This is a genomic window from Pseudomonas germanica (assembly GCF_019614655.1).
Lineage (GTDB): Bacteria > Pseudomonadota > Gammaproteobacteria > Pseudomonadales > Pseudomonadaceae > Aquipseudomonas > Aquipseudomonas neuropathica.
The window spans coordinates 4,555,442-4,581,468 of the sequence record NZ_CP071586.1 but is presented as its reverse complement, the minus strand read 5'-3'; the positions used below and the strand labels follow the sequence as shown (position 1 = coordinate 4,581,468).

Annotated in this window: 15 protein-coding genes and 2 pseudogenes; 10 read left to right on the top strand and 7 right to left on the bottom strand. The window is 61.8% G+C overall.

What is annotated here, in order from left to right; all coding sequences use genetic code 11:
• Nucleotides 1–416: 416 nt before the first annotated feature.
• Nucleotides 417–1,172, bottom strand: a complete 756-nt coding sequence (locus J0G10_RS30340; protein ID WP_371857720.1) for a methyl-accepting chemotaxis protein — start codon at nt 1,170–1,172, stop codon at nt 417–419.
• 102 nt (nt 1,173–1,274) lie between these two features.
• Nucleotides 1,275–1,421: pseudogene (locus J0G10_RS30335) on the bottom strand (HAMP domain-containing protein); the annotation flags it as partial.
• A gap of 1,528 nt (nt 1,422–2,949) precedes the next feature.
• Between J0G10_RS30335 and J0G10_RS20095 the strand changes: the two are divergent.
• The 3 genes and pseudogenes from J0G10_RS20095 to J0G10_RS30325 all read left to right on the top strand — a co-directional run bounded on the left by J0G10_RS20095 (nt 2,950) and on the right by J0G10_RS30325 (nt 6,152).
• On the top strand, nt 2,950–4,266 hold the full coding sequence (locus J0G10_RS20095; protein ID WP_095050993.1) for a Na+/H+ antiporter family protein: 1,317 nt from the start codon (nt 2,950–2,952) through the stop codon (nt 4,264–4,266).
• 203 nt (nt 4,267–4,469) lie between these two features.
• Nucleotides 4,470–5,246 (top strand): annotated as a pseudogene (locus J0G10_RS30330) (cache domain-containing protein); the annotation flags it as partial.
• Nucleotides 5,247–5,330: 84 nt separating this feature from the next.
• Nucleotides 5,331–6,152: a methyl-accepting chemotaxis protein gene (locus J0G10_RS30325; protein WP_425355403.1), complete on the top strand. Its 822-nt coding sequence runs from the start codon at nt 5,331–5,333 to the stop codon at nt 6,150–6,152.
• Nucleotides 6,153–6,360: 208 nt separating this feature from the next.
• Here the strand turns inward: J0G10_RS30325 and J0G10_RS20085 are convergent, their stop codons facing one another.
• Entirely contained in the window at nt 6,361–7,296 is a 936-nt protein-coding gene (locus J0G10_RS20085) for a LysR family transcriptional regulator (protein WP_095050996.1), read from the bottom strand.
• 113 nt (nt 7,297–7,409) lie between these two features.
• On the opposite strand from J0G10_RS20085, the gene J0G10_RS20080 reads away from it, so the two are divergent.
• The 3 genes from J0G10_RS20080 to J0G10_RS20070 all read left to right on the top strand — a co-directional run bounded on the left by J0G10_RS20080 (nt 7,410) and on the right by J0G10_RS20070 (nt 9,775).
• Nucleotides 7,410–7,895, top strand: a complete 486-nt coding sequence (locus J0G10_RS20080) for a DMT family transporter (RefSeq protein ID WP_095051024.1) — start codon at nt 7,410–7,412, stop codon at nt 7,893–7,895.
• 3 nt (nt 7,896–7,898) lie between these two features.
• Nucleotides 7,899–8,351, top strand: a complete 453-nt coding sequence (locus tag J0G10_RS20075) for a DMT family transporter (protein ID WP_093433867.1) — start codon at nt 7,899–7,901, stop codon at nt 8,349–8,351.
• A 1,259-nt stretch (nt 8,352–9,610) separates the two neighbouring features.
• Nucleotides 9,611–9,775 (top strand): metallothionein, encoded by a 165-nt coding sequence (locus J0G10_RS20070; protein WP_077573617.1) that lies wholly within the window; start codon nt 9,611–9,613, stop codon nt 9,773–9,775.
• A gap of 25 nt (nt 9,776–9,800) precedes the next feature.
• Here the strand turns inward: J0G10_RS20070 and J0G10_RS20065 are convergent, their stop codons facing one another.
• Both J0G10_RS20065 and J0G10_RS20060 read right to left on the bottom strand, forming a co-directional pair.
• Nucleotides 9,801–10,073 (bottom strand): hypothetical protein, encoded by a 273-nt coding sequence (locus J0G10_RS20065; protein ID WP_095050997.1) that lies wholly within the window; start codon nt 10,071–10,073, stop codon nt 9,801–9,803.
• 39 nt (nt 10,074–10,112) lie between these two features.
• Nucleotides 10,113–10,340 (bottom strand): DUF6555 family protein, encoded by a 228-nt coding sequence (locus J0G10_RS20060; RefSeq protein ID WP_093433873.1) that lies wholly within the window; start codon nt 10,338–10,340, stop codon nt 10,113–10,115.
• Between the two features lie 136 nt (nt 10,341–10,476).
• Between J0G10_RS20060 and J0G10_RS20055 the strand changes: the two genes are divergently transcribed.
• The 3 genes from J0G10_RS20055 to J0G10_RS20045 all read left to right on the top strand — a co-directional run bounded on the left by J0G10_RS20055 (nt 10,477) and on the right by J0G10_RS20045 (nt 12,645).
• Nucleotides 10,477–11,250 carry an AraC family transcriptional regulator gene (locus tag J0G10_RS20055; RefSeq protein WP_220556545.1) on the top strand — a complete coding sequence of 258 codons (774 nt, stop codon included), beginning with the start codon at nt 10,477–10,479 and terminating at the stop codon, nt 11,248–11,250.
• 234 nt (nt 11,251–11,484) lie between these two features.
• Nucleotides 11,485–11,658, top strand: coding sequence for a DUF1427 family protein (locus J0G10_RS20050; protein WP_007969534.1), 174 nt, complete (start codon nt 11,485–11,487; stop codon nt 11,656–11,658).
• A gap of 30 nt (nt 11,659–11,688) precedes the next feature.
• Nucleotides 11,689–12,645 carry a quinone oxidoreductase family protein gene (locus tag J0G10_RS20045; RefSeq protein ID WP_220556544.1) on the top strand — a complete coding sequence of 319 codons (957 nt, stop codon included), beginning with the start codon at nt 11,689–11,691 and terminating at the stop codon, nt 12,643–12,645.
• A gap of 122 nt (nt 12,646–12,767) precedes the next feature.
• On the opposite strand, the gene J0G10_RS20040 is transcribed toward J0G10_RS20045, so the two are convergent.
• Complete coding sequence (locus J0G10_RS20040; protein WP_220556543.1) at nt 12,768–13,790, bottom strand: purine-nucleoside phosphorylase; 1,023 nt, start codon at nt 13,788–13,790, stop codon at nt 12,768–12,770.
• A gap of 15 nt (nt 13,791–13,805) precedes the next feature.
• Nucleotides 13,806–14,765, bottom strand: coding sequence for a nucleoside-specific channel-forming protein Tsx (locus J0G10_RS20035; protein ID WP_220556542.1), 960 nt, complete (start codon nt 14,763–14,765; stop codon nt 13,806–13,808).
• Between the two features lie 512 nt (nt 14,766–15,277).
• Here J0G10_RS20035 and J0G10_RS20030 point away from each other — a divergent pair.
• Nucleotides 15,278–25,801, top strand: a complete 10,524-nt coding sequence (locus J0G10_RS20030) for an autotransporter-associated beta strand repeat-containing protein (protein WP_220556541.1) — start codon at nt 15,278–15,280, stop codon at nt 25,799–25,801.
• The last annotated feature ends 226 nt before the right edge of the window (nt 25,802–26,027 follow it).

Below are 26,027 nucleotides of genomic sequence, written 5' to 3'. Positions count from 1 at the left end.
CCTCACCCTAACCCTCTCCCAGAGGGAGAGGGGACTGACCGAGGTGTTTGTTCGAGGTACACCGACGTGAGATACCGAGCCGAACTCAGGTTCCGAAAGCCTTCCCGGGACCGGAGATATCGAGCCGAACTCAGGTTTTGAAAGCCTTCCCGGGACCGGAGATATCGGGTCGAACTCAGGTTTTGAAAGCCTTCACTGGACCGGAGATATCGAGTCGAACTCAGGTTTTGAAAGCCTTCCCTGGACCGGAGATATCGAGTCGAACTCAGGTTTTGAAAGCCTTCCGTGATCTGAAATACCGAGCCGAACTCAGGTTTTGAATGACATGAAGATCGGCTCCCTTTCCCCCTCGCCCCCCTTGGGGGGAGAGGGCTGGGGTGAGGGGGGAATCCCACTGACACCCCACAACCTGCGAATCAAACGCGAAACTGATCCATCAAACTCTGCTGCTGATTCGCCAGGCTATTGAGCGACTGGCTCACCCGCGCCGACTCATTCGCCTGCCCGGACAACGACTCTGTCACATCGCGGATCGTCGCCACGTTGTTATTGATCTCTTCCGCCACCGCACTTTGCTCTTCAGCGGCGCTGGCGATCTGCAGGTTCATGTCGCTGATCACCGTCACCGCATCGCCGATCTGACGCAGCGCAGTCACCGCCTGGCCGACTTGTTCGACACTGCCCTGAGCCTGACGGTGGCTGTTGCCCATCGAACCGACTACATCCTGCGTGCCGGTTTGCAGTTGCTCGATCACCTGACGGGTTTCTTCCACCGACTCTTGCGTGCGGCGGGCGAGGTTGCGGACTTCGTCGGCGACCACGGCAAAACCACGTCCGGCTTCACCAGCACGCGCCGCTTCGATCGCGGCGTTGAGCGCGAGCAGGTTGGTCTGCTCGGCGATGGCGCGAATGGTTTCCAGCACCGCGCCGATCTTCTCGCTGTTGGCCGCCAGCCCTTCGACTTGCACCATCGCCGCACTCATGTCGGCGGCGAGGGTGTCGATGCTCGCCGTGGTGCGATCGATCACGGTCAGGCCCTGACGGGTAGCGCGATCAGCATCCTTGGCCGCCTCGGCAGCTTGTGCCGCGCTACGGGCGACGTCTTGTGCAGTGGCGCTCATCTCGTGGGACGCGGTGGCGACCTGATCGACCTGACGGTATTGCTGTTCCATGCCAGCACTAGTCTGAGTGGCGATGGCCGAGGACTGATCGGCGGTGTTGCGCGCGTCCTGCACCGAGCGTTTCACCTCGGCAATGATCGGCTGCAACTTGTCGAGGAACTTGTTGAACCAACCGGCCAGTTGTCCGAGTTCGTCCTTTTTGTCGTAGGCCAGACGGCGGGTCAGATCGCCTTCGCCGCTGGCGATGTCTTCCAGCATGTGCGCCACGCCGAGGATCGGCTTGGTCACGCTGCGCGCCATCAGCCACACCAGCAGCAGGCCGATCAACGCCGCCAGCACGCCAAGGCTCAGTTCGATCAACGTGCCGGAATTATTGCTCGCGTCCAGCTGTTGCTTGAGCGCTTCGGCGCGGCTGACCAGAACTTTTTCCGGTACATCCAGCAGCACGCCCCACGAAGGGCCGCCGGGAATCGGCTGGAACGGCGACAGCACTTTCAACTGGCCGTTGCTGTGCAGGCTGCTGACGCTGGTGCTGGAAGCCAGTTTGCTCAGCAGTTCGGCGCCGCTGATCTTGTCGACGGCATCCAGACGCTGGCTGAGTTTGCCGGCATCCCGGCTGTAACCGGCGAGGAGGCCGGCGGGGCTGATGATGCTCACGGCGGTCTGGCCGTCATAGAGCTTTTTGCTCGCGGCCTGACTGATCGCTTGCAGGCTGTTGAGGTTGATGTCGACCGACAGCGAGGCGATGACTTTGCCGTTGACCATCAGCGGGAAGACGATGCTGGTCATCAGCACGTTTTGCCCGTCGATCACGTAGAAGTACGGTTCGATTACACACGGCTTGAGTGTGGCGCGCGGGCAGGTGAACCAGGCGTTGGCCGCTTGACCGCTGGGGCCGGTGCTGGTGTCGGCCATGTCGCTTTCCGGCAGGGCCATGGAGGTGACTTTGCCCGGGGTCGGTTGCGACCAGTACAGGGCGAAACGGCCCTTGTCGTTGCTGCCGAGTTCAGCCTGACCGGCAAACAGTTCGTCCTTACCGTCCAGCGCGTTGGCTTCGAATACCAGCGACAGGCCGAGCAGGTCAGGGTTGGCTTGCAGCGCGGATTTGACCTGACGGGTCATGTCTTCGCGCAGGTCGAAGGCATCGAGGAACCGCTTCTCGGCCTGCTCGCGCAGAAACAGTACCTGCCGCGAGAAGCCGTGACCGTACTGATAGGCGTCCATGAACTGCTGGCGAATGCCGGCCGCCTGCACTTCCCCTTGCGATTCGATGCGCGCTTGCGCCGACTCGGTGAGCATTTCCATGCTCGAAGCTTTCACCAGTTCAGAACTGTGCTCCATGCGATACAGCGAAAGACCTACCAACAGGGTCACGATACCGGCCAGGCAGAGGCCGGCGAGCAGGGTGATTTTCCATTGGATGGAAAGTTGTCTGAGCGACATGGAGACGTCCTTATTCGATAAATATCTGAGACTTTGCACTGTAACGGCCGCGTTTCGGCTTTCTTTATCCTTGAAACACAATATGACCAATTGCCGCATGCGGAGGCTGGAAACCCTGTTCTTGATCGTTCCCACGCGCAGCAAAGGAATGCAGCCCGGGACGCGCCGCGTCCCAAAGCGGACGCAGAGCGTCCAGTGAGGCGTTCCCACGCAGAGCGTGGGAACGATCACTGGAGGCGGTGTTGGCTTTGACAAGGGAAGTTCGCTGCGGCACAGTGCGCGCCCTTCTAATAAGACCCTCTTTGCAAATCCGCCGGTATTCCGTTGGCGGACTCATCCTGTCTGGCGATGTGTTTTCCATCGCAGTGTTTTTCGAGGAAGTGAAATGAACGCAGTCATAGCGGCAGTCGGCATCATGCTGATCCTCAGCCTGTCCCGCGTGCACGTAGTGATCGCCTTGATCGTCGGCGCGCTGGTCGGCGGCCTGACCGGTGGTCTGGGCATCGACGCCACGCTCAAGGCGTTCAACAGCGGCTTGGGCGGCGGCGCGACCGTGGCGTTGTCCTACGCCTTGCTCGGCGCTTTCGCCGTGGCGATTGCCAAGTCCGGCCTGGCTCATGCGCTGGCCGATAAGGCGCTGGCAATGGTCGATCGCCAGCACTCGACCGGCGGTGGCAGCGTCAAATGGCTGCTGATTGGCCTGTTGTGGGTAGTGGCGATTGCCTCGCAGAACATTCTGCCGATCCACATTGCGTTCATTCCGCTCTTGGTGCCGCCGCTGCTCTATGTGCTGACCAAGCTGCAACTCGACCGCCGCTTGATCGCCTGTGTCATGACATTCGGTTTGATCACGCCGTACATGTTCCTGCCAGTGGGCTTCGGCAACATCTTCCTCAATGAAATCCTGCTGGCCAACGTTGCCCGTAGCGGTGTCGACATCAGCGGTATCAATGTCACCCACGCCATGGGCATTCCGGCGCTGGGCATGGTCTTCGGCCTGGCGATGGCGTTCATCACCTATCGCAAGCGGCGCGTATACGACTTGGCGAAGATCGAGCAGGTCGAGCAAGTGGCGGTGCAGTACAACCCGCTGAGCCTGATGATTGCCGGTGTGGCGATTGCTGCTGCGTTCATCGTGCAACTGCTGCTGGACTCGATGATTATCGGGGCGCTGGTCGGTTTCCTGATCTTCTCGGTGTCGGGCATTGTGAAATGGCGCGAGACCGATGACCTCTTCACCGAGGGCATGAAGATGATGGCGATGATCGGCTTCATCATGATCGCCGCCTCCGGGTTTGCCGAGGTGATGAAGGCCACTGGCGAAGTGCAGACGCTGGTTGAATCCTCGGCATCGTGGATCAATCACAGCAAGGGCATCGGTGCACTATTGATGCTGCTGGTCGGGTTGCTGGTAACCATGGGCATCGGTTCGTCGTTTTCCACGGTGCCGATTCTGGCGGCGATCTTCGTGCCGCTGTGCGTGCAACTGGGCTTCAGCCCGATCGCCATAGTCTGCATCGTCGGCACCGCCGGTGCTTTGGGCGACGCCGGTTCGCCAGCGTCGGATTCGACCCTCGGCCCGACCTCCGGCCTGAACATCGACGGCCAGCATCACCACATCTGGGACACCGTCGTGCCAACGTTCCTGCACTACAACCTGCCGTTGCTGGCGTTCGGCTGGGTGGCCGCGATGGTCCTCTGAACCCTCTCCGGTGATCGTTCCCACGCTCTGCGTGGGAATGCCTCTTGTGACGCTCTGCGTCACGTTGTTGGACGCGGAGCGTCCGGGGCTGCATTCCCACGCAGAGCGTGGGAACGATCCTCATACCGAAGCTCAACTTTTGCTTGCGCGTGCCGTTAAAGCCTTTAACCACGCCAATAAAACCAAAAGAGTGAGCCCCCACAATGCGCCTGAGCCTCAAGGCTAAAGTCCTCTCCCTCGCCGTTCTCCCGGTGTTGCTCTTTGCCCTGGTCATCAGCCTGACCACGCTGTTCATCCTCCAGGAACAGGCGCACAAAGAGGTCGAACAGACCCGCGAGCGCCTGCTCGGCGATGCCAAAGCCACTCTGCAAAGCTACGTCGCCGTGGCCATGACCACGATCAAACCGCTGTACGACGCGGCCGCGCCGGGTGACGTTGAGGCGCGGGCGCAGGCGATCAAACTGCTCTCGGGCATTCGCTACGGCAAGGACGGCTACTTCTTCGGCTACGACTCCGAGACCGTGCGCCTGTTCAAAGCCAACGACCCCGAAGGCGTGGGCAAAAGCTTCAAGGACAACCGCGACCCGAATGGCGTTTACGTCAATCTCGGGTTGGTGAAAGTGGCGAAGGACGGCACCCACTATCTGCAATACAGCTCGCCACTGCCGGGCAACGCCAACGTGCTGGTGCCAAAGCTCGGTTACACCGAATACCTGGCGAAGTGGGACATGGCCGTCGGTACGTCGGTCAACCTCGACGGCATCGAAGCGCAAGTGGCACTGGTCGAAGCGCAGGTGCAGGAACGTATGCAAGGCGTGGTGCTGAGCATCGTCGGCGTCGCGGTGGTGGTGCTGTTGGTGATCGCGGCGGCAGGGATGCTGCTGGCCAATACCATTTTGCGTCCGTTGACCCTGATGAAAGCCAACCTCGACGACATTGCAGCGGGTGAGGGCGACCTTACGCGTCGCTTGAACATCACCAGCCAGGATGAACTTGGCGAACTGGCGGGCTCGTTCAACCGTTTCGTCGACAAGATTCATGGTCTGGTGCGGCAGATCACCGAGATGACCACGCAACTGACCGGTCTGGTGACGCAAGTGTCCGATCAGGCCCAGCGTTCGGATCAGGCGATGGAGCGTCAGCGCCACGAGACCGATCAGGTTGCCACGGCGATCAACGAGATGTCTGCCGCCGCGCAGGAAGTGGCCAAAAGCGCACAGAACGCCGCCGTCGCCGCTCAGCAGACCGACGAAGAAGGCCAGAGCGCCAAACGCGTGGTGGCTGGCAGCATCAAGCAGATCCATGCGCTGGTCGATGACATCCGCAGCAGCGGCGTGTCGCTGGACAGCCTGCAGCAAGACGTGACGTCGATTGTCGGCGTGCTCGGGGTGATTCGTTCGATCGCCGAGCAGACCAACCTGCTGGCGCTCAACGCCGCGATTGAAGCGGCGCGGGCCGGTGAGGCCGGGCGTGGTTTTGCCGTGGTGGCGGATGAGGTGCGGGCATTGGCCAGTCGCACGCAGATCAGCACGCAGGAAATTCAGGGGATGATCGATCGTTTGCAGGCGGGTACGCAGCAAGCGGTTGAAGCCATGCGTCGTTCCAGCGAGGCGGGTGACGGCACCTCACAGCAGGCCAATCAGGCCGGTGCTTCGCTCGACGCGATCGCATCGTTGATTGCGACGATCAACTCGATGAACGCGCAGATTGCCAGTGCGGCGGAAGAGCAGACGGCGGTGGCGGAGGAGATCAACCGCAGCGTGCATCAGATTGCGGTGGCGGTGGACAGCGTGGCCGATGAGACGCAGTTGGGTGCGCAGACTTCGCGTAGTTTGGCGGAGCTGGGGCAGCGCCTGGGCAAACTGGTCGGGCAGTTCCGGATCTGACAGCCTGAAAAGCCCCTCACCCTAACCCTCTCCCGGAGGGAGAGGGGACTGATTGGGGGATGCTATGGAACTACGCCGACCTGAAACAGCTTTACTGAATCCATAATCGACTGAATCTTTCCGGTCGATGGATGACGCGAGACACCTCGGTCAGTCCCCTCTCCCTCCGGGAGAGGGCTAGGGTGAGGGGCTTTTGATCTTCAAAGACTCAAGGTCGATCCCAATAGGGCACTTCACCAAAACATTCGACAAAGAAATCAATCACCGTGCGCACCTTCACCGACAACCTGCGGCTCCCCGGCCACAACACCGCAATCTGCTGCGGCTCCAGGCTGTTCGACACCTGATACTCCCCCAGCACCGGCACCAGCGTGCCGTCGCGCACTGCTTCGCCAATCAGCCATGACGGAAACATCACCAGCCCCAGGCCTTGTTCGGCGGCTTGGGTGAGGGTGTCGGCGTGGTTGCCGGTGATCGGGCCTTTCACCGAGTACGGCGTCCAGTCTTCGCCATCGCGGCGGAAAAACCAGCGCTGCTGGCCGGCCGCGCCTTTGTAGGCGAGGCAATGGTGTTGCGCCAGATCTTCAGGTTTCTGCGGCGTGCCGTGGCGCTTGAGATACGCCGGGCTGGCCGCGACCTGAAAGCGATGCGGCGCGAGAATCCGTGCCTGCATGCTTGAGTCGTGCAGCGGGCCGATGCGAAACAGCAGGTCAGCGCCTTCCTGCAACGGGTCGACGTAATGGTCGGTCTGCTGGATATCCAGTTGCAGCTTCGGATAACGCGCGCACAACTTCCCCAACCACGGCGTCAGATGCCGCTGACCGAATACTACCGGGGCGTTGATGCGCACCAGGCCGGTGGGTTCGCTTTGCTGTTCCTGCAGCGCCTGTTCGGCTTCCTCCAGTTGCACCAGCACCAGCCGCGCATGGTGACCGAGCATGCGCCCGGCTTCGGTTGGCGTCACCGCTCGGGTGTGGCGATAGAGCAATTGCTGATTGAGCGCCTGCTCCATCAACTGGATCTGCCGGGAGATCGAGGAGGGTGCCACGCCTTCCCGACGGGCGACTTCGGAAAAGCTGCCGTGATCGAGCACCGCCACAAACAGCCTTAGCGCTTTGAATCCGAGTTCGTTTAGCCCGTGCATCATTTGTCCTGCTATGCGAGTTACGCAAAAGTGTTGTCCGGATGCTCCCATTTATCGCACAGCTTCGCCAGCCGATAATCCGCGCCATCGTTTACTTGAGTGGAATGTTGTTTATGCAGACGTTGGATGAGGTGAGTGTCAGCGCTCCGGCGACGAAATCAGGGTTGCGCTTGTTGCTGCTGCCGCTGGTGATTCTCGCGGGCATGGGGTTGTCGGTGGAGGCGGGGTTGCTCGGTCCTTTGGGTGTGCAGGTCGGGCATCTGTGGGCGACCTTGAGCATCTTTGGTGTCGGCTCGGCGATTCTGTTTTTACTGCTGTTGTTCGCCGGTCCGCAAAAAGGCCCGGCACTAACGGATCTGCCGCGTTGGCAGTTGATTGGTGGTTTTCTGGGGCCGATGTATGTGGTGGTGCTGACGTTGGCGACGCCGCATATCGGCATTGCCATGACCATGATCGCGATTCTGTCCGGGCAGGTCGGCAAGAGTGTGTTGATCGACCATTTCGGCTGGTTCGGCGCGACGCGCAAGAAGGTCAATGCTGAGCGCTGGCTGGCGTTGGGGTTGATTGTGGCGGCACTTGTTTTGATTGCGCGGGGGTGAGTGATGAGTCTGGTTATTTTGTTGGCGGTGGTGGTGTTGGCCGGTGCGGTGTTGAGTGTGCAGGCGGCGATCAATGGGCGTTTGGGTGAGAGCGTCGGGGTGTTGCGCAGTAGTTTGCTGACGTTCGTTGTGGGTGCGGTGTCGACCGGGTTGTTGATTTTGTTTTTTGAGCCGGCGCATGCGGTGAGTCTTTTGGATGTGCCGAAGTGGCAGTTGACCGGGGCGCTGTTTGGTGTGGTCTACATGATGGTGATGGTCGGGGCGGTGCCGGTGGTGGGGACGGCTGTGGCGACGGTGGCTGTGATTGTCGGGCAGTTGGGCATGGGGATGTTGATTGATAATTTTGGCTGGCTGGGGAATCCGGCGATTGAGCTTTCTTCCAGTCGGATTTTGGCGATGGGGTGTTTGGGGTTGGCTTTGGTGTTTATGTATCGGAGTTCGCGTCAGGCTGGGTGACCTGGGTTGGGTACATATCCGTTGCTGCGGTAACGGCTGCTTAGGGTTTCGCCCTTACGGCGACTCACTTTTTTTACAAACGCCTAAAAAAAGTAAGCAAAAAAACGCTTGCTCCTGCGTGCGGCCCACTCGCTGGGGCTCGGGGTTCCTTCGCTGCGGGATCGATCCGGGCGCAGCGTCTCCGGTTTGCTCCGCTGCACCTACTCCCGCTGTGTTTGGCTGCGCCAAACGGTCGCTGCGCTCCCACGCCCGGATCAATCCCTCCACTCAGCCTTCCGACGTCGCTTTACAGATCAAAAGCTGCAGCCGAGCTAACGCTCATCCTGTTGAGTGGTGAGGAGCAACAGCGTGCTCGGCTTTGGATTGGTGTTGGATTCACCCCTCACCCCAGCCCTCTCCCGAGGGAGAGGGAGCCGATTTGTGGGCTTTCAAAATCTGAGTTCAACGCGGTATCGCAAGTCGGCGTAGCTCGCTCAATCATCTCGATCAGTCCTCTCTCCTTCAGGGAGAGGGAGCCGATTTGTGGGCTTTTCAAAATCTGAGTTCAACGCGGTATCGCAAGTCGGCGTAGCTCGCTCAATCATCTCGATCAGTCCTCTCTCCTTCAGGGATAGGGGGCTGATTTGTGAGCCTTTCAGAATCTGAGTTCAACGCGGTATCGCAAGTCGGCGTAGCTCTCTCAAATACCTCAGTTAGTCCCTCTTTTTCTTTGAGGGTGATGGGCCGATTTGTTTGCTTTTCAGAGCCTGAGTTCAGCGGGGTATCGCACGTCGGCGTAGCTCTCCCAAACACCTCAATCAGTCCCCTCTCCCTCTGGGAGAGGGCTAGGGTGAGGGGCTCTTGATCTAGCTTTTGATCTTGTTTCGGCTTTTGATCTTTTGCCCCATCGGCAGGCCGAGCGGAGGTGTTCATCCGGGGGTAGGCGCGCAGCGCCGTGCGGCGCAGCCGCATTCATCGAGAGGAGGTGCAGCGAAGCAAACCGTAGGCGATGCCCCCTGATGGACACCGTAGCGAGGGAACACTGAGCCTCAGCGAAGTGCCGTACGCCAGGGGCAAAGCCTTTTGCTTACTTTTCGGCGTCTGGAAAAGTGAGTCGCTGTAAGAGCGAAACCGCCAGCGGCAACACCCGCAGCAACGGATATGCCCCCAATCCCAATCCCAAACAAAATCAAAAGATCGCAGCCTGCCGCAGCTCCTACACTGGGTGTTAGGGCTTGCCCTTCAAGCCCCAGACAACCCCCACCCAAGGAGTCTGTCCCATGCCCGATAGAAAATGCGACTGCCCCAACTGCAAATGCACGATCAAGGAAGGCGATCATGCCTACGCCGTCCACGGCAAACACTATTGCTGTGAAGCCTGCGCTCACCACCACAAGAGTGGCGAAGAGTGTTCAACCAAGGGCTGTAAATGCGCCCACGGATGACGAACGACGCATAAAAAAGTGGAGCCTAATCAGGCTCCACTTCCAGTTTCAGACTTTCATCGTCCATCCGTTCGGTATGCCGCACCGTGCCCTGCAGCCTTCGCCCCTCAACCCTGACCACGACGGTTTTCGCTTGATCAAGGTCTTCCGGCAGCGGTGCCGGCACTCGCAACGCGAAGCGAAACGGATCATCTACGACCGCCTCCAGCCCAACGCGGCAGTCCACACTTTTGGTGATACGCCCGAACAACGTATCAAGGCCATAGTCCAGATGTGCCGGGCTGTTGATGTTGGTCATGGTGCATTCCCCCGAATGATGCCGATCACCAGGCTGAGCTTAGCTGGTCGGTCGCCACACGACGTTTTCCACGCCGAATTTTTCTGCCATCGGCTTGCTGGTCTTCTGCACCTTCTCACGGCCAAAGCGCGGGATGCGACCGACGCCGGCGTCGCAGCTCGCCCAGTGCCACGCCTCGACATTGTCCATCTTGTCCGAGCGGATAATGAAGGACTTGGGCGTGCCGTGGAGGGTGTATTCGATGACATAGAGTTTTGCGTTGTTCATAAAGCCCGTATTCCTCCCTGTAGTATTAGAGGGATCGCGGCGCACCGGGAAAATTCATTCGGATTGTCCGACGGTCTCTATCGTTGGCGACGCCGTGGCGCACTGGTTACCATGGTTTCCCCGCCAACCCCAATGAATGCTCGCCATGGCCCTTGCCGCACCGCCCGATCTCAGCGATACCGATGTGCCCGTGCAACCGCTCGCACGCACGTATCCGCGCGGCTTGTTTATCGAGCCGCATGAGCATGTCTGGGGTCAGTTGCTGTATGCGATGAGCGGGGTGATGTGGGTCGAGACCCCGCACGAGGCGCTGGTGGTGCCGCCGCAGCGCGCGGTGTGGTTGCCGCCGGGGGTGCCGCACGGGATTCGGGTGGTGTCGGATTTGCAGATGCGCAATATCTACCTGCGTCCGGCGCTGGCGGCGACGCTGGATCAGACGGTGCAGGTGATCGAGGTCGGTGGTTTGTTGCGCGAGTTGATTGTCGGGCTGGTGGAGCAGGGCGACAGCGGTGAACCGGCCTACTACGAGGCGTTGGTCGGGCTGGCCTTGCTGGAACTGAAACGCGCTAGGCGTTCACAGTTGAAGATCCCGATGCCGGATGATTCCGATCGGCGTTTGATGAACCTGTGCCAAGCGGTAATGGCAGCGCCGTCGCTGGAGATTCCGTTCGAGCAGCACGCGGCAAATGCCGGGGCCAGCGTGCGCACGCTGGCGCGGTTGTTCAAGGACAGCCTCGGCATGGGCTTCGCCGAGTGGCGGCGGCAGGTACAACTGGCGACGGCGGTGGCGGAGTTGATTCAGGGCGTGGCGGTGAGTGTGATTGCCCGGGAGCTCGGCTATTCACCCAGTAGCTTCAGCGACATGTTTCGTCGCGAACTGGGCGTCGCCCCTTCGCAATTCACTCTGTAACGACGCTATATCCTGAACCTACACAGAACCTTGTGGGAGCTGGCTTGCCAGCGATAGCGGTGTGTCAGCCGATGAGGATCGGATGTATAGGCCTCATCGCTGGCAAGCCAGCTCCCACAGGGTTTTGTGGTGACTGTGGTTGGTTTGTCCGAAATTCAGAAGTCCTTGGCCGATGCCAACCTCGCCGACTCCCTAAACTTTGCCCATTCCTTTCCACGGGCGGAGTTCCTCCCCATGAATTACCTGATTTCGCTAGCCATCGGTCTGGGCGTCGGTCTGTTGTACGGCGCGCTGGATTTCCGTTCTCCGGCGCCACCGGCTATCGCGCTGGTCGGTTTACTCGGCATGTTGGCCGGTGAGCAGTTGTGGCCGATGGGCCGGCAACTGGTCGCGGGCTGGCTGTCCTGAAATCCCTCTTTTCCTTCGGTGGATGTCCCCATGAAAGCACTGCAATTCGATAAAACCGGCGATCTGTCTGCCCTGCGTTACGTCGAGGTGCCGACCCCGGTACCCGGCGCTGACGAAGTGCTGGTGCAGATCAAGGCTGCCGGGCTGAATCCCAGCGATGTGAAAAACGTCCTGGGTCGTTTCCCCTACACCACGCTGCCACGGATTCCCGGTCGGGATTTTGCCGGTGTCGTTGTCGAAGGCCCGCAGGCCTTGATCGGTCAGGAAGTCTGGGGCACTGGTCGTGAGCTGGGCTTTTTTGCCGACGGCTCCCATGCGCAGTTCGTCAAACTGCCGGCCAATGGTGTGGCGCACAAACCTTCGCATCTGAGTTACACCCAAGCCGCCAGCCTCGGCGTGCCGTACACGACGGCGTGGGATGCTTTGGAACGCAGTCTGGTAACGGCTGAAACACGTTTGCTGGTGATCGGTGGCGGTGCGGTGGCCACCGCTGCTTTGGCGCTGGCGAAAGTGCGCGGCGCGCAGTTGCTCGCGGCGGCGCGGCGCCCGGAGCAGGTGGCGGAGTTGCAGGCGCAGGGTTATCAGACGATTCAGCTGGATAAACCCGAAGACCTCAGTGCGCAAGTCAATGCGGTGTATCGCGGCGGCGCCGATGTGATCTTCGACACCACCGGTTTCTGGTTGCCAGCGTCGGTGGCGGCATTGGCCACCTTCGGCCGGATCGCGATCATCGCCGCGCCGGTGGACGGGCATGTGCAACTGCCGGCACTGGCGCTGTATCGCAAGGGCGGTTCGGTGGTCGGGATCAATTCGTTGTTGTATGGCGTTGAAGCGTGTGCGGCGATGCTCGAGCAGTTCGGGCGGTTCTTTGATGAAGGGTTGTTGCCGTTGCCGCAAGGGTTGGTCGAGGCGCCGTTGGCCGAAGGTTTCGCGCGCTACGCCGATGTGAATCAGGGCAGCGGTGACAAGGTCATCCTAATTCCCTGATACACCGCAAAACCCCTGTAGGAGTGAGCCTGCTCGCGATTGCGGTGTATCAGTCACCCATGTATCAACTGACACACCGCGATCGCGAGCAGGCTCACTCCTACAGTAGATCGGTGTCGGGCTCAGGATTGCGGGACGCCGTTTTCCCACGCCGACCAGTTTTTCAGTATGTCCTGCACCAGCGGATTCCCCGCGCGATAGAGGTTTTCCAGCGCCGGTACGAAGCCGCCCTGATCGGCGTACTTGAGCAGGTTGTCCACTTCACTGCCGCCCGGCTCAGGACGGTCAAAGTCGGAGCCGGCACGCACCACAGCCAGACGTTGCACGTCGACCAGACCTTCACGGCTTGCACGCAGCAAGGCCTCATAGGTCGAGTTGTCTTCCTGCTGCGTCGTGCAGTATTCGCCCTTGTTATCGGTCAACAACTTGGTCCAGACCTCGGCCCGTTCGCTCAGGCGCGTGCCGGAGAACCAGGTGTTGCCGGCCAGTGTGTCGCAACGGGTCACCACCGGTGGTTGATTGGCCGGGGCCGACGGGTATTTCAGGCGCCACGCGGCGGATTCCTTGCTTTCGCTCAGCTCAACCTTGTGGCTCAGGGCGAACGCCTTGGCCTGCAGTTTCGGGTTGAGTTCAAAGACTTCGGTCTTGTAGTCCAACGGTGGTTTTTCGTTCGGGCCTTTGGTGTTGATGCCCAGGTAGCCGGTCGGCCAACTCGACGGCGCATCGCGCGAATCGATCTCCCATTGCGTGCCGAACTCCACCAGATAATGCGCCCACGCGGCGGTGCCGATAGTCCCGTGTTTCGGGCTGACGCCGGCGATACCGGCGATCAGGAAGTAACTTTTGCGCAGGTCGAATTTCGGCGACAGCGCCAACGCCAATGTCGAGGCGGCGGCGTTGGTCTGGCCCATGCCGGTGGTCAGCAGGCACACCTGCTGGGTGTTGCAGCGGATGCTCGGGTACTCGGCGGACAGGCCCGGCACGCGGATTTCCTGCTTCAGTTCCAGGCGATCGATCCAATGCTGCGCCTCGGGGGCGAACATGGTGATCAGCACGACTTTCGGTTGCATCGGTGCTTCGGCGGCCCACGCGGTGGAGGAGAGCACGGCCGCACCGGCCAGGGTCAAACGCATCATTGCTTGCATGGAAAACTCCTTGATTCAGAACTGATAACCGACGCCGGCGTAGTAACCCCAGCCGTTGGAACGCGCGCGGAAATTACCGTCGCCAAAATTCAGCTCGCTACCGTCTTCCCAGTTGCCGCCGTTGTGGAAATAACGGCCGACCAGGGTGAAGCGCAAGTGCGTGAACGAGTAGAGCAGGACGTTGGTCGCCACCGTCGCATTGGCGGTGCGCGCGGGGTTGTCCTTATGGATGTCCGAGCCGAAATCGAAGTTGGTGAAGCCGATGTAGGTCAATGAGGCGCCGTTGCTGAATTTATCGATCGGCACGATGTACTTGAGCTGTGCACGGTAGCCGTCCCAGGAATATTCGTTGCTCGCGCCGTAGTTTTCCCACTGATAGCGACCGTAGAGGTTGGCCGACAGATTGACCCGCGAATGGGTGTCGATGTCGGTGCCGAAACCGCTGTAGAGGGTGTTGGCGCGGTTCTCTTTGCGGCTGCCGTGGTCATAGATCCAGTCGAACGCCACATACCATTCCTTGAACGGGCCGATGGCCAGGCTGCGGCCGGCGAGGTAGTCGATGGAAATGCGCGGTTCGTGCTCCATGAACACCGGCGAGCCGTGATCCCACACGCCTTTGTCGTGGCTGTTGCCGATGTTGAAGATCTTCGGAATGTCGATGTAGCCGTACAACTCGAACGGGCCTTTGCGGCCGAAGTACTCGTATTCCAGATAGATGTCGTCGGCCGGTTGCGGGCCGAAGCTGATGTCTTTGCTGCCGATCAGCATCAGGTCCTGGTTGTACCAGTCCGACAGATAGGCGCCTTTTTTTGGCGGGCTGGCTTCGGGGCTGAGGGCTTCGCCCTGGGCGGATTCTTCGACTGGCGCCGGTTGCGCCAGAACGCTGTGGCTGAGAACTCCGGTAACGCCGGTCAGTAGCAGGGAAACAGCGAGCGTGCGCGCAAACGGTGCGCGAAAAGGGCATGCGATGGGCATTCAAAGTCCTTTTTTTGCGGATCGAGGCCCGTGTTCCGTGGGCTTGTACGGTTTTGTTACGAAAACGTTGGTATTGACGTTACGCAAACGTTTGCACAAGGCGTACCAGTTTTCTCAATGCTCTGAAATATCGATGAATTCGCAAATTTAACTGACGGACTGATCAGGTATGCCTGCTCACCGCAAAACCCCTGTAGGAGTGAGCCTGCTCGCGATAGCGGTTTATCAATAAAACGTGGGCTGACTGACACACCGCCATCGCGAGCAGGCTCACTCCTACAGGTTCTGCGACAGGCTGAAGGCCCATGGATACGGGCTGAAACGCTGATTCCAGACCCCTCTAGTATTAAAGTATTAACACCATTTAATCCGTGCCCCATTGCCGGGCGTCTACTAGCGTTGTCCCCAATAACGCGGTTTTGTGATGACCGTCGCAGTCTTGATTCGCGTGTGGAATAAGCACGGTTCTGCGCGCCCTCAAGGAAGAAATTGGCCACGACAAGGAGTAGCCCGTGGAAGCAAGGTTTGGTGTCGCCCTCGTTTCGCGTTTTTCCCCTCTTTCCCTTGCTGTGCACTTGAGCGTCGCCGGGCTGCTGTTGGGCGGGGTCAGCGCACCTGCGTTGGCCACGTGCTCCACGGCCGGTTCAATCGTGACGTGTACGGGGGTGCCGCCACTGCCACTGGTTCCCAACGACTTCGCCAGTGCCTCTAACAACCTGACGGTCAACGTCAACAGCGGCGCGCAGATGAACGCGACCCTTGGCGGGCATGTCATGGACCTGACGGGGGTCGACATCACCCTGAACAACTCCGGCATCATCGACCCGGCAGTCCTCGGTCTGGTGTCGGTGTTGAGTGGCGGGGCATTCATCGGCAGTGGCGCTACCAGCACGGTCAGCGTGCTCAACAACGCTGGCGCGATCATGCGGGGCACCGGGATGTTACTGGGGCTGAACCTGACGAGCATCGACGGCCTGGCCCTTTCGGTTAACAACGCGGCAACCGGCACCACCAGCATCACCAACAACGGCACCATCAGCTCGACTGGACTCTCGATCGGCGGCATCACGTTGGCGGATACCCCGGTGATCGGCGTCTACGGTGGTTCGCAGGTCAACATGACCAACAGCAGCACCGGTGTGATCAACGGCCGGATCGCGTTCGAAACCTCGGCGGCGGGCAACACCTTCACCAACGCCGGTGCGATTACCGGCGGTGTGTCGATGGGCGCGGCGAGCACCAACACCTTTACGGCGGTGACCGGCTCCAGCGTCAACGTCGGTGACGGTGTACAGATCAGCGTCGGCCTCGGCGGTTTGATCGGCATCAACTTGACCTTCGCCCCGACCGGTACGGTGGATGGCGGTGCGGGCGGCACCAACAGCCTGATCCTGCAAAACCCGGCTGGTGTCGGCGGTGGTATCACCGGGACTGGCACGGCATCGAGCGCCACCTACATCAACTTCAACAACCTGACCCTCAACAGCGGCACCTGGACCTTGCAGGGGCCATTGGTCAGTGGCGCGACCACGCTCAACGGCGGTATCGCGAATTTCAACAACAACGCCACCTTCGGCAGCGGTGTGCTCACCTCCAACGGCGGGGTTCTGCAGGCCAGCAACGCCGGGTTGAACATCAGCAATCTGATCTCCCTCGGCGCCGCCGGCGTCACGCTACAAGGCAGCAACGCGACCACCCTGAGTGGGGTGATTTCCGGCAGCGGCGGTTTCACCAAGGCCGGTACCGGCCAGCTTAATCTCAGCGCCGCCAACACCTATCTGGGCAACACCACGCTCAACGGCGGCACGGTGCAGGTGGGCAACAATCAGGCGTTCAGCACTGGCACGCTCAATGTGACCGGCGCGACAACGCTGAGCGCACCGGGCACCATCAGCCTGGCCAACGCCATCAGCCTCGGCGGCACCTTGACCGCCGGTGGCACTGGCGCGCTGACCCTCGGTGGTTTGATCAGCGGCAGCAGTGGCTTGACCAAAACCGGCAGCGGCAGCCTGACTGTCAGCGGCGTCAACACCGGGTTCACCGGTACCACCACCCTCAGCGCCGGCAGCCTGCTGGTGACCAACAACAACTCGCTGGGCAGCGGTGCGCTGAACACTGCCGCCGGCACCAGTCTGGACAGCACCACCAACGTTACGCTGGCCAATAACATCGGCATGACCGGTGCGCTCAACGTGCTCGGCAGCAATGCCCTGACCCTTGGCGGCGTATTGTCCGGCACCGGCGGCATCACCAAATCCGGCAGTGCCAGCCTGACGTTGACCGGCAACAACAGCAACAGCGGCAACACGCTGCTCAATGCCGGTAGCCTGTTGGTGGGCAGCAACACCGCGCTGGGCACGGGCGCACTGAATACCGCCGCCGGGACCACGCTGGATGCGACGGCGGCGGTGACGTTGGCCAACGCCGTCGCAGTGACCGGGGCGCTGACCCTTGGCGGCACGCAGGCATTGGGCCTGAGTGGCGTCGTCAGCGGTGCGGGTAACCTGATCAAGAACGGCACCGCCAACCTGAGCCTCAGCGGCAACAACACGTTCTCCGGCGGCACCGCGCTCAACGCCGGCACGCTGATTGTCGGCTCCAACACCGCGCTGGGCACCGGGGCTTTGACCACGGCAGCCGGTACCACGCTGGACGCCAGCACCGCCGTTGCGTTGACTAACGCCGTTTCGCTCAGCGGCAACCTGAACGTCGGCGGCAGCGCCAACCTGACCCTCGGCGGCATCGTCAGCGGCAGCGGCGGGCTGACCAAAAACGGCGCGGCCAACCTGATTCTCAATGGCGCCAACACCTTCCTCGGGGCGGTCGCGTTGAACGCGGGCACGATCACCGCGGGCGCCAACGCGGCGCTCGGCAGCGGCAACATCACCGTCGGCGGCGTGGCCACCCTTGACAGCAATTCCGCTGTGACACTCAACAACGCGGTCATTCTCAACAACAGCCTGGGCATTGGCGGCAGCAACGCGCTGACCCTTGGCGGGGTGATCAGCGGCGCCAGCCAACTGGTGAAAAACGGCGCGGCCAATCTCACGCTCAGCGGCGTCAACACCTACAGCGGCGGCACCACGCTGAATGCCGGCAGCCTGACGGTCGGTAACGGCGCCGCACTGGGCACCGGCGCCTTGTCGGTGGAAGGTGCGGGCACGCTCAACAGCAGTTCGGCCGTGACCCTGAACAACAACGTGATTCTCAACGCCAACCTCACCGCCGGCGGCGCCAACGCGCTGACCCTCGGCGGGGTGATCAGTGGCGGCAATGGTTTAATCAAGACCGGCGCATCCAGCCTGACCCTCAACGGCATCAACACTTACACCGGCACCACGGCGCTGAATGCCGGTTCACTGATTGTCGGTTCCAGCACCGCCCTCGGGACCGGCACACTGAACGCCTCAAACGGCACCTCGCTGGATGCCAGCACCGCCGCGACCCTGGCCAACAACGTCAACCTCGCCGGCACTCTGACCCTGGGTGGCTCCAATGCGCTGACCCTCGGCGGCGTGGTCGCCGGTATCGGAGGACTGACCAAGAACGGCGCTGCCGACCTGACCCTCAACGGCGCCAACACTTATTTTGGCAACACCGCGTTGAACACCGGCAAACTGACCGTCGGCAGCAACACCGCGCTGGGTTCCGGTACGTTGAACGCGGCGGCCAACACCACGCTGGACGCCAACACGGCCGTCAGCCTGAACAATGCCGTGGCACTCGCTGGTGCCTTGAACATCGGCGGCACGGCGAATATGACCCTGACCGGTCTGGTCAGCGGCGTTGGCAGTTTGGTGAAAGACGGCGCGGCCAATCTGATTCTCAACGCCGCCAACAACTACGCCGGCGGCACCACGCTGAACGCCGGCACCTTGACCGTCGGCAACAGCTCGGCACTGGGTTCCGGTGCGCTGACCGTCGCGGGCGCCGCGACGCTGGACAGCAACTCGCCGCTGGTCAGCCTCAACAACGCGGTCGCGCTGAATGCGGCGCTGACCGTGGGCGGTACGCAGAACCTGACCCTCGGCGGCGTGACCAGCGGCACCGGCCAGTTGATCAAGGACGGCGCGGCCAACCTGACCCTCAATGGCAACAACACGTTCAGCGGCGGCACCACGCTCAATGCCGGTACGCTGACCCTGGGCAATGCCAACGGTCTGGGCAGCGGCGCATTAATCGTCGGTGGCGCGGCAACGCTGGATAACAGCGCTTCGTTTGGCATTGGTAACGCGGTTACTTTGAACGCTGGGCTGACCGTGGCCGGCAATAACGATTTGAGCTTGAACGGCATCATCGACGGCGCCGGCAGCCTGACCAAAAATGGTTTGTCTGACCTGACTCTGGCCGGCAACAACACCTTCACCGGCGCGCTGAATATCGTCTCGGGCAGCGTCACCACGCTCAATACCAACGCGTTGGGTAACACCTCCGGCGTCAACATCAGTGCCGGTGCCGGGTTGAATCTGGGCAGTGACGCCAGCCTCGGCGCGCTGACCGGCAGCGGCAGTGTGCAACTGACCGGCAGCAACACCCTGACCGTCGGCAGCGGCAACGTCACCAGTACGTTCGACGGTGATCTCAGCGGCAGCGGCGGCTTGGTCAAAGTCGGCACTGGCACGCTGAACCTCACCGGGATCAACGGCATCACCGGCAACACCGCGATCAATGGCGGCACCGTTGATCTCAGCGGCTCGCTGGGCAGTGCTCAACTCAACGTCAATACCGGCGGCACCCTGACCGGTACCGGCTCTGCGCTCGGCGCGGTCAACATCAACAACGGTGGGCATCTCGCGTTGTCGTCGGGCAACACCTTGTCGGCGAGTGCTCTGACTCTCGGCGCCGGCAGTAACGTTGATGTGGCACTGGGCACACCGTCGACCTCATCGCTGATGAATGTCGGTGGCAACCTGACTCTCGACGGCAATCTCAATGTCACCGATGCCGGCGGCTTCGGCGTCGGTGTGTATCGCTTGTTCAACTACACCGGCAGCCTGACCAATCTCGGTCTGGACGTCGCCAGCGTGCCGGTCGGCTACGGCCTCGGCGATCTGCTGGTGCAAACCGGCGTGGCCAATCAGATCAACATTCAGGTCTCCGCGCCGAACAGCAACATCCGTTACTGGGACGGCAGCCAGACCATTGCCAACGGTGTGGTCGATGGCGGCAGTGGCACGTGGAATGCGGTCGGCACCAACTGGACCGATGCCAACGGTCTGGTCAACCAGCCGTGGGCCGGCGACTTCGCGGTGTTCCAGGGCAGCGCCGGCACTGTGACGGTGAACGGCACGCAAGCGTTCACCGGCATGCAATTCCTCACCGATGGCTACAACGTGGTTAACGGTGCGGCGGGGCAACTCACGGCGGTCAACGGCACCGGCGGCACCACTTCGTTGCGCGTCGATCCGGGCGTGACGGCGACCATCAATGCCAATATCGATGGCAGCGGCATCCTCAATAAACTCGATGCAGGCACCTTGGTGCTCGGTGGTGCCAACACCTATACCGGCGGCACGCAACTGGATGGCGGCAAGATTATCGTCGGCAGCAACACCGCACTCGGCACCGGAACGTTGACGGCGAATGCCGGTACGCAACTGGACAGCAACGCGGCGGTGACACTGGCTAACGCGGCGACGCTCAACGGCAACCTCACCGTGGTCGGCAGCAATGCGTTGACCCTCAACGGCGTGATTGGCGGCACCGGTGGCTTGATCAAAACCGGCACGGCCAATCTGACCCTCGGCGGCAATAACGCTTTCCTCGGCCCGGTGGCGCTGAATGCCGGCGGACTGATTCTGGCGTCGAACTCAGCGCTCGGCTCCGGCACGTTGAACGCGGCGGGCGGTACGACGCTGGATGCCAGCACGGCGGTTTCGGTAAACAACGCGGTCAACCTGGCCGGCAATCTCGGCATCGGCGGCACGGCGGATCTGACCTTGGCCGGTACGGTCAACGGCGCCGGCAGCCTGAGCAAAAACGGCGCGGCCAACCTGACCCTCAGCGGCAACAACAACTTCCTCGGCGGCACCACCCTGAACGCCGGCACCCTGACCGCCGGCAGCAACTCGGCACTGGGCCTGGGCAACCTGACCGTGGCGGGCGCCTCGGCGCTGGACAGCAACAGCGCGCTGAGCCTGGGCAACAACGTTGTGCTCAATGCCAATCTGAGCAACACCGGCAGCAACAATCTGACCCTCGCGGGTGTGGTCAGCGGCGCGGGTGGCTTGATCAAGGACGGCGCGTCGAACCTGACCCTCAACGGCATCAACACCTTCACCGGCGGTACCACGCTGAATGCCGGCACGCTGACCCTTGGTACAGGCGCGTCGCTGGGCAGTGGCGCGCTGACCGTGGCCGGCGCTTCCACCCTCGATAACTCCGCGCCACTGGTGCTGGCCAACAACCTCAACGTCAACGCGAATCTGGCCCTGGCCGGCAACAACAACCTGACCCTTGGCGGTGTGATTGCCGGCGCCGGCACGTTGAGCAAAAACGGTCTGGCCGACGTCACGCTGAGTGGCAACAATACCTTCAGCGGCACGTTCGATGTGGCGTCCGGCAGCCTGACCACACTGAGTGGCGCAGCGCTGGGCAACAACGCTACGGTCAATCTCGCGGGTGGCGCGGCGCTGAATCTCGGTGCTTCGGGCAGCCTCGCCAGCCTAACCGGCAGCGGCACTGCGCTGATCGGTACGGGCAATACGTTGAGCCTTGGCGGCAACAACGTCAGCAGCACTTTCGCCGGCATCCTCAGCGGTGACGGCAGCCTGAGCAAACTCGGCAGCGGCACCCTGACCCTCAGCGGCATCAGCGATCTGACCGGCGACACCAGCGTCAACGCCGGCACCTTGCAGGTCAACGGCTCGCTGACCAGCGGCAACGTGTTGGTCAACAACGGTGGCACCCTCGGCGGCAGCGGCACCTTGACCGGTGCCGTGACGGTGGCCGATGGCGGTCATCTGGCGGGCGTCACCGGCAGTACGCTGAACGTGAGTTCGCTGGTGTTCAACGGCAACTCAAACTTCGACGTCGGACTTGGCACACCGGTGTCCGGTGGCGGCAATGCGCTGGTCAGCGTTGGCGGCAACCTGACCCTCGACGGCACTCTCAATGTCAGCGACATCGGCGGTTTCGGCAGCGGTGTGTATCGCCTGATCGACTACACCGGCGGCCTGACCGACAACGGCATGCTCTTCGGCACGTTGCCGGGTAGCGTCAGCCCGGGCGATCTGCAACTGCAAACCGCGCTGGCCAATCAGATCAACCTGCTGGTCACCGCACCGGGCGTCACCGTGCAGTTCTGGGACGGCAATCAACTGGTGGCCAACGGTTCGGTCGAAGGCGGCAGCGGCACCTGGGGCACCGGCACCACCAACTGGACCGACGTCAACGGCACTACCAACCAGGCCTGGACCAACAGCTTCGCGGTGTTCCAGGGTGCGGCCGGCACGGTGACCGTCAACGGCGCGCAAACCATTACCGGCCTGCAGTTCGTCACCGATGGCTACAGCTTGGTGAATGGCACGGCGGGCTCGCTGAATCTGGTCAACGGTTCACTGGGCAATGCCACGGTGCGGGTTGACCCGAACGCCACGGCAACCATCGGTGTCGCGCTCAACGGCAGCGGCACGCTGGGCAAATACGACAGCGGTACGCTGGTGCTCAACGCGGCCAACGGCTACACCGGCGGCACGGCGCTCAATGGCGGCAAAATCGTGGTTGGCAACAACGCGGCGCTCGGCACTGGTGTGTTGACCGCTGCTGACGGCACGGCGCTGGACAGCAACGCGGCCGTCAGTCTGGGCAACGACGTGGTCGTCAATGGTGGTTTGACCGTTGCCGGCTCCAACGCCTTGACCCTCGACGGCGTGGTCAGCGGCAGCGGCAGCCTGATCAAGGCCGGCGCATCGAGCCTGACCCTCAACGGCAGCAACACTTTCAGTGGCGGCACTCAACTCGCCGGCGGCACGCTGGTTCTTGGCAACAACAGTGCGATCAGCAGCGGTGCGCTCAATGTGATCGGCAATGGCACCCTCGATAGCACTTCAGCGCTGCAACTGGCCAATGCCATCAACCTTGGCGCTCAACTGACCCTGGCCGGTAATCAGAACACCACATTGATCGGTGCGGTGACCGGCACCGGCAGTCTGCTGAAAAACGGTAGCGGTGATCTCGTTCTCAGTGGAGCTAACACTTACAGCGGTGGCACCACGCTGAACGGCGGCACGACGCGCGGTGACACCAGCAGCCTGCAAGGTGCGATCGTCAACAACGCAACGCTGACCTTCGAGCAAAACGCCGACGGCAGCTACACCGGTAACCTCACCGGTGCCGGCACGCTGAACAAAACCGGGGCTGGAGAGTTGCTGCTGACTGGCAACAACACCTTCACTGGCAACACGTCGGTGCAGGCTGGCAACCTGATCGTCAACGGCGTGCTCAACAGCGCCAATGTCGACGTTGCCAGCGGTGCGGGCATCGGCGGCGGTGGCCAGTTTGGGGGTGCCGTGCAACTGGCCAGCGGCGCGACGCTGCTGGGTGGCGGTACGGCAACGCCATTGTCAGTCGGTTCGCTGGCACTGTCGTCGGGGACCAATCTGGACTTCAGCCTCGGCTCGGCGGCCAGTTCGACCACGGTGGTCAATGTCGCCGGCAACCTGACCCTCGACGGTACGTTGAACATCAGCAACGCCGGCGGTTTCGGCACTGGGGTTTATCAACTGTTCAGCTATGGCGGCAGCCTGATCGACAACGGTCTGGTCTACGGTAGCCTGCCGGTGTCGGCGGCCAACCTGACCCTGCAAACCGCCATCGCCAATCAGATCAACCTGCTGGTGCAAGGCACCCCGGGTGAGGTGCAGTTCTGGAACGGTGGCACCACCAATCCGGACGGCAGCATCGGTGGCGGCAGCGGTGTGTGGGGGCCGGACACCAACTGGACCGATCCGAGTGGTACTCAGGCGCTGGCTTCAAATGGTCAGTTCGCGGTGTTCGGCGGTCAGGCAGGTACGGTTACGGTGCAGGGCAATCAGAACTTCACCGGCCTGCAATTCCTCTCCGGCGGCTACAGCCTGGTTCCAGGGGCTGGCGGTACGCTGACCCCGGTCAACGGCACGGACGGCAGCCTCGCACCGGTGCGGGTCAATGCCGGAGGGAGCGCAGAAATCTCCGCGCCGCTGGTGGGCACGGGCGGCATCGAAAAACTCGATTCCGGCACGCTGGTATTGAGCGGCGCCAACACCTACAGCGGTGGCACCACGGTCAGCGGCGGTACGCTGGTCGGTAACACCACCAGCCTGCAGGGCAATATCCTCAACAACGCATCGCTGCTCTTCTTGCAGAACTTCAATGGTCAGTTCAATGGATCGCTGCGCGGACTTGGCGCGATGCTCAAACGCGGTACCGGCACCTTGCTGTTGACCGGTGATAATCCGTTCAGCGGCACAGTCGCGGTCGATCAAGGCGTGCTGCAAGTCGGCAGCCGTGCGGCGCGCGCTTCGTTGGGTGGGCAAGTCACCGTGGCCAACGGCGCCGGCCTGAGCGGTAATGGCAGCGTCGGCTCGGTGGTCAACCATGGCGTTGTCGCCTCGGGCTCCGAAGCAGGAACCCTGAGCGTGGCCGGTAACCTGACCAATGCGAGCGACGGGGTGCTGGCGCTGACCGTCAGTTCGCCAACCGCGACACCGCTGGCCGTCGGTGGCACCGCAACCTTGGGCGGCGCTTTGCAAGTGAATTCGCTGGCACCGTTCACCGGCAACACCACGTATTCGCTGATCACGGCGGGCGGTGGCGTGAATGGCACCTTCAGCGCTGCGGACCTGCCGCAATACGCGTTCCTCAACACAGCACTGGTGTATGACGCCAACGCGGTGAACCTGGTGGTCAGCCGCAATGGCAATTCGTTCGCCGATGTCGCCGCCACTGGTAACCAGTTCCGCACCGCCACCGCGTTGTCGAACAACGGCCCGGCCGGTGCGGCGTTGCAGAACGAGATCGTCAACCTCAGTGTTGCCGGTGCGCGCAATGCCTTCGACAGTCTGTCCGGTGAGATCCACGCCAGCACCGCCAGTGCCATCCTTGAGGATTCGCGTTATGTGCGTGACGCAGTCAACGATCGCATGCGCCAACCGTCATGCAGCGCGGCGGATGATCCACGCCGTGCTCTGGCGCCAAGTGACAACCAGTTGAGTAGCAACGGTTGCCACGGCGAAATGGTTGGCTGGGCGCGGGCTCTTGGTGCGTGGGGTGAGTCGGATGGCGACAGCAACGCGGCGAAACTCGACCGTAACCTCAGCGGCTTCATGCTCGGCACCGACAAGCAACTCGATGACCAGTGGCGCGTGGGCATGGCCGCCGGTTACACCCGCAGCGATCTCGATGCGCATGATCGTCGCTCGGATGCCACCGTTGAAAGCTACCATCTGGCGGCGTACCTCAATTCGCAGTTCGATGCACTCGCAGTGCGCCTCGGCGCCGCGTACAGCTGGCACGACATCGAAACCAAACGCAACGTCAGCGTCGGCAGCTACAACGACCGTCTGAAAGCCAACTACGACGCGCGCAGCGCCCAGGTGTTCGGTGAAGTCGGTTACGCCATCGACGCGGGCGGCATTGCCCTCGAGCCGTTCGCCGGTCTGGCCTACGTCAACTACGACACCGACAAAGCCAAGGAAAAAGGCGGAGTAGGACGCTTGGAAGCCGATGCCGATCAAGACATCACCTTCTCGACCCTCGGTGTACGCGCCGGCAAAGTCATCACCCTGGCCAACGGCGGGCAATTCACCCCGCGCGCGGCGCTCGGCTGGCGCCATGCCTTTGGTGACACCAAGCCTGACGCTGATCTGACCTTCATCGACGGCGGCGCCTCGTTCAGCACCCAGGGCGTGCCGATCGCCAAGGACAGCGCGATTGTTGAAGCGGGGGTCGACTTCCAGATCAGCCCGACCGGCAAACTCGGCGTCGGCTACTCGGGTCAACTGTCGAACGACAGCAACGACCATGCGATGACCATCAGCTTCAGCCTGGGCTTCTGATTTAGGGGCGAAGCACTTTTAGCCGCCCGTAAGGGCGGTTTTTTTTTGCCTTGTCGCCAGATGATCGTTCCCACGCTCTGCGTGGTAACGCCTCTAGGGACGCTCCGCGTTCCGGCTCCGTGAAGGGACGCGGAGCGTCCCGGGCTGCATTCCCACGCGGAGCGTGGGAACGATCGACGATCGGATAGACCCGGCGTGCTCTGCTAGAATCGGCCCCATCAACAGC

Bases quoted from the DNA above. Each gene is read 5' to 3' on its own strand.
- J0G10_RS20055 (WP_220556545.1), top strand. From the start codon at position 10,477: ATGCTCGCCATGGCCCTTGCCGCACCGCCCGATCTCAGCGATACCGAT.
- J0G10_RS20045 (WP_220556544.1), top strand. From the start codon at position 11,689: ATGAAAGCACTGCAATTCGATAAAACCGGCGATCTGTCTGCCCTGCGT.
- J0G10_RS20095 (WP_095050993.1), top strand. From the start codon at position 2,950: ATGAACGCAGTCATAGCGGCAGTCGGCATCATGCTGATCCTCAGCCTG.
- J0G10_RS30325 (WP_425355403.1), top strand. From the start codon at position 5,331: ATGACCACGCAACTGACCGGTCTGGTGACGCAAGTGTCCGATCAGGCC.
- J0G10_RS20065 (WP_095050997.1), bottom strand. From the start codon at position 10,073: ATGACCAACATCAACAGCCCGGCACATCTGGACTATGGCCTTGATACG.
- J0G10_RS20075 (WP_093433867.1), top strand. From the start codon at position 7,899: ATGAGTCTGGTTATTTTGTTGGCGGTGGTGGTGTTGGCCGGTGCGGTG.
- J0G10_RS20085 (WP_095050996.1), bottom strand. From the start codon at position 7,296: ATGCACGGGCTAAACGAACTCGGATTCAAAGCGCTAAGGCTGTTTGTG.
- J0G10_RS20050 (WP_007969534.1), top strand. From the start codon at position 11,485: ATGAATTACCTGATTTCGCTAGCCATCGGTCTGGGCGTCGGTCTGTTG.
- J0G10_RS20070 (WP_077573617.1), top strand. From the start codon at position 9,611: ATGCCCGATAGAAAATGCGACTGCCCCAACTGCAAATGCACGATCAAG.
- J0G10_RS30340 (WP_371857720.1), bottom strand. From the start codon at position 1,172: ATGGAACAGCAATACCGTCAGGTCGATCAGGTCGCCACCGCGTCCCAC.
- J0G10_RS20060 (WP_093433873.1), bottom strand. From the start codon at position 10,340: ATGAACAACGCAAAACTCTATGTCATCGAATACACCCTCCACGGCACG.
- J0G10_RS20035 (WP_220556542.1), bottom strand. From the start codon at position 14,765: ATGCCCATCGCATGCCCTTTTCGCGCACCGTTTGCGCGCACGCTCGCT.
- J0G10_RS20040 (WP_220556543.1), bottom strand. From the start codon at position 13,790: ATGCAAGCAATGATGCGTTTGACCCTGGCCGGTGCGGCCGTGCTCTCC.
- J0G10_RS20080 (WP_095051024.1), top strand. From the start codon at position 7,410: ATGCAGACGTTGGATGAGGTGAGTGTCAGCGCTCCGGCGACGAAATCA.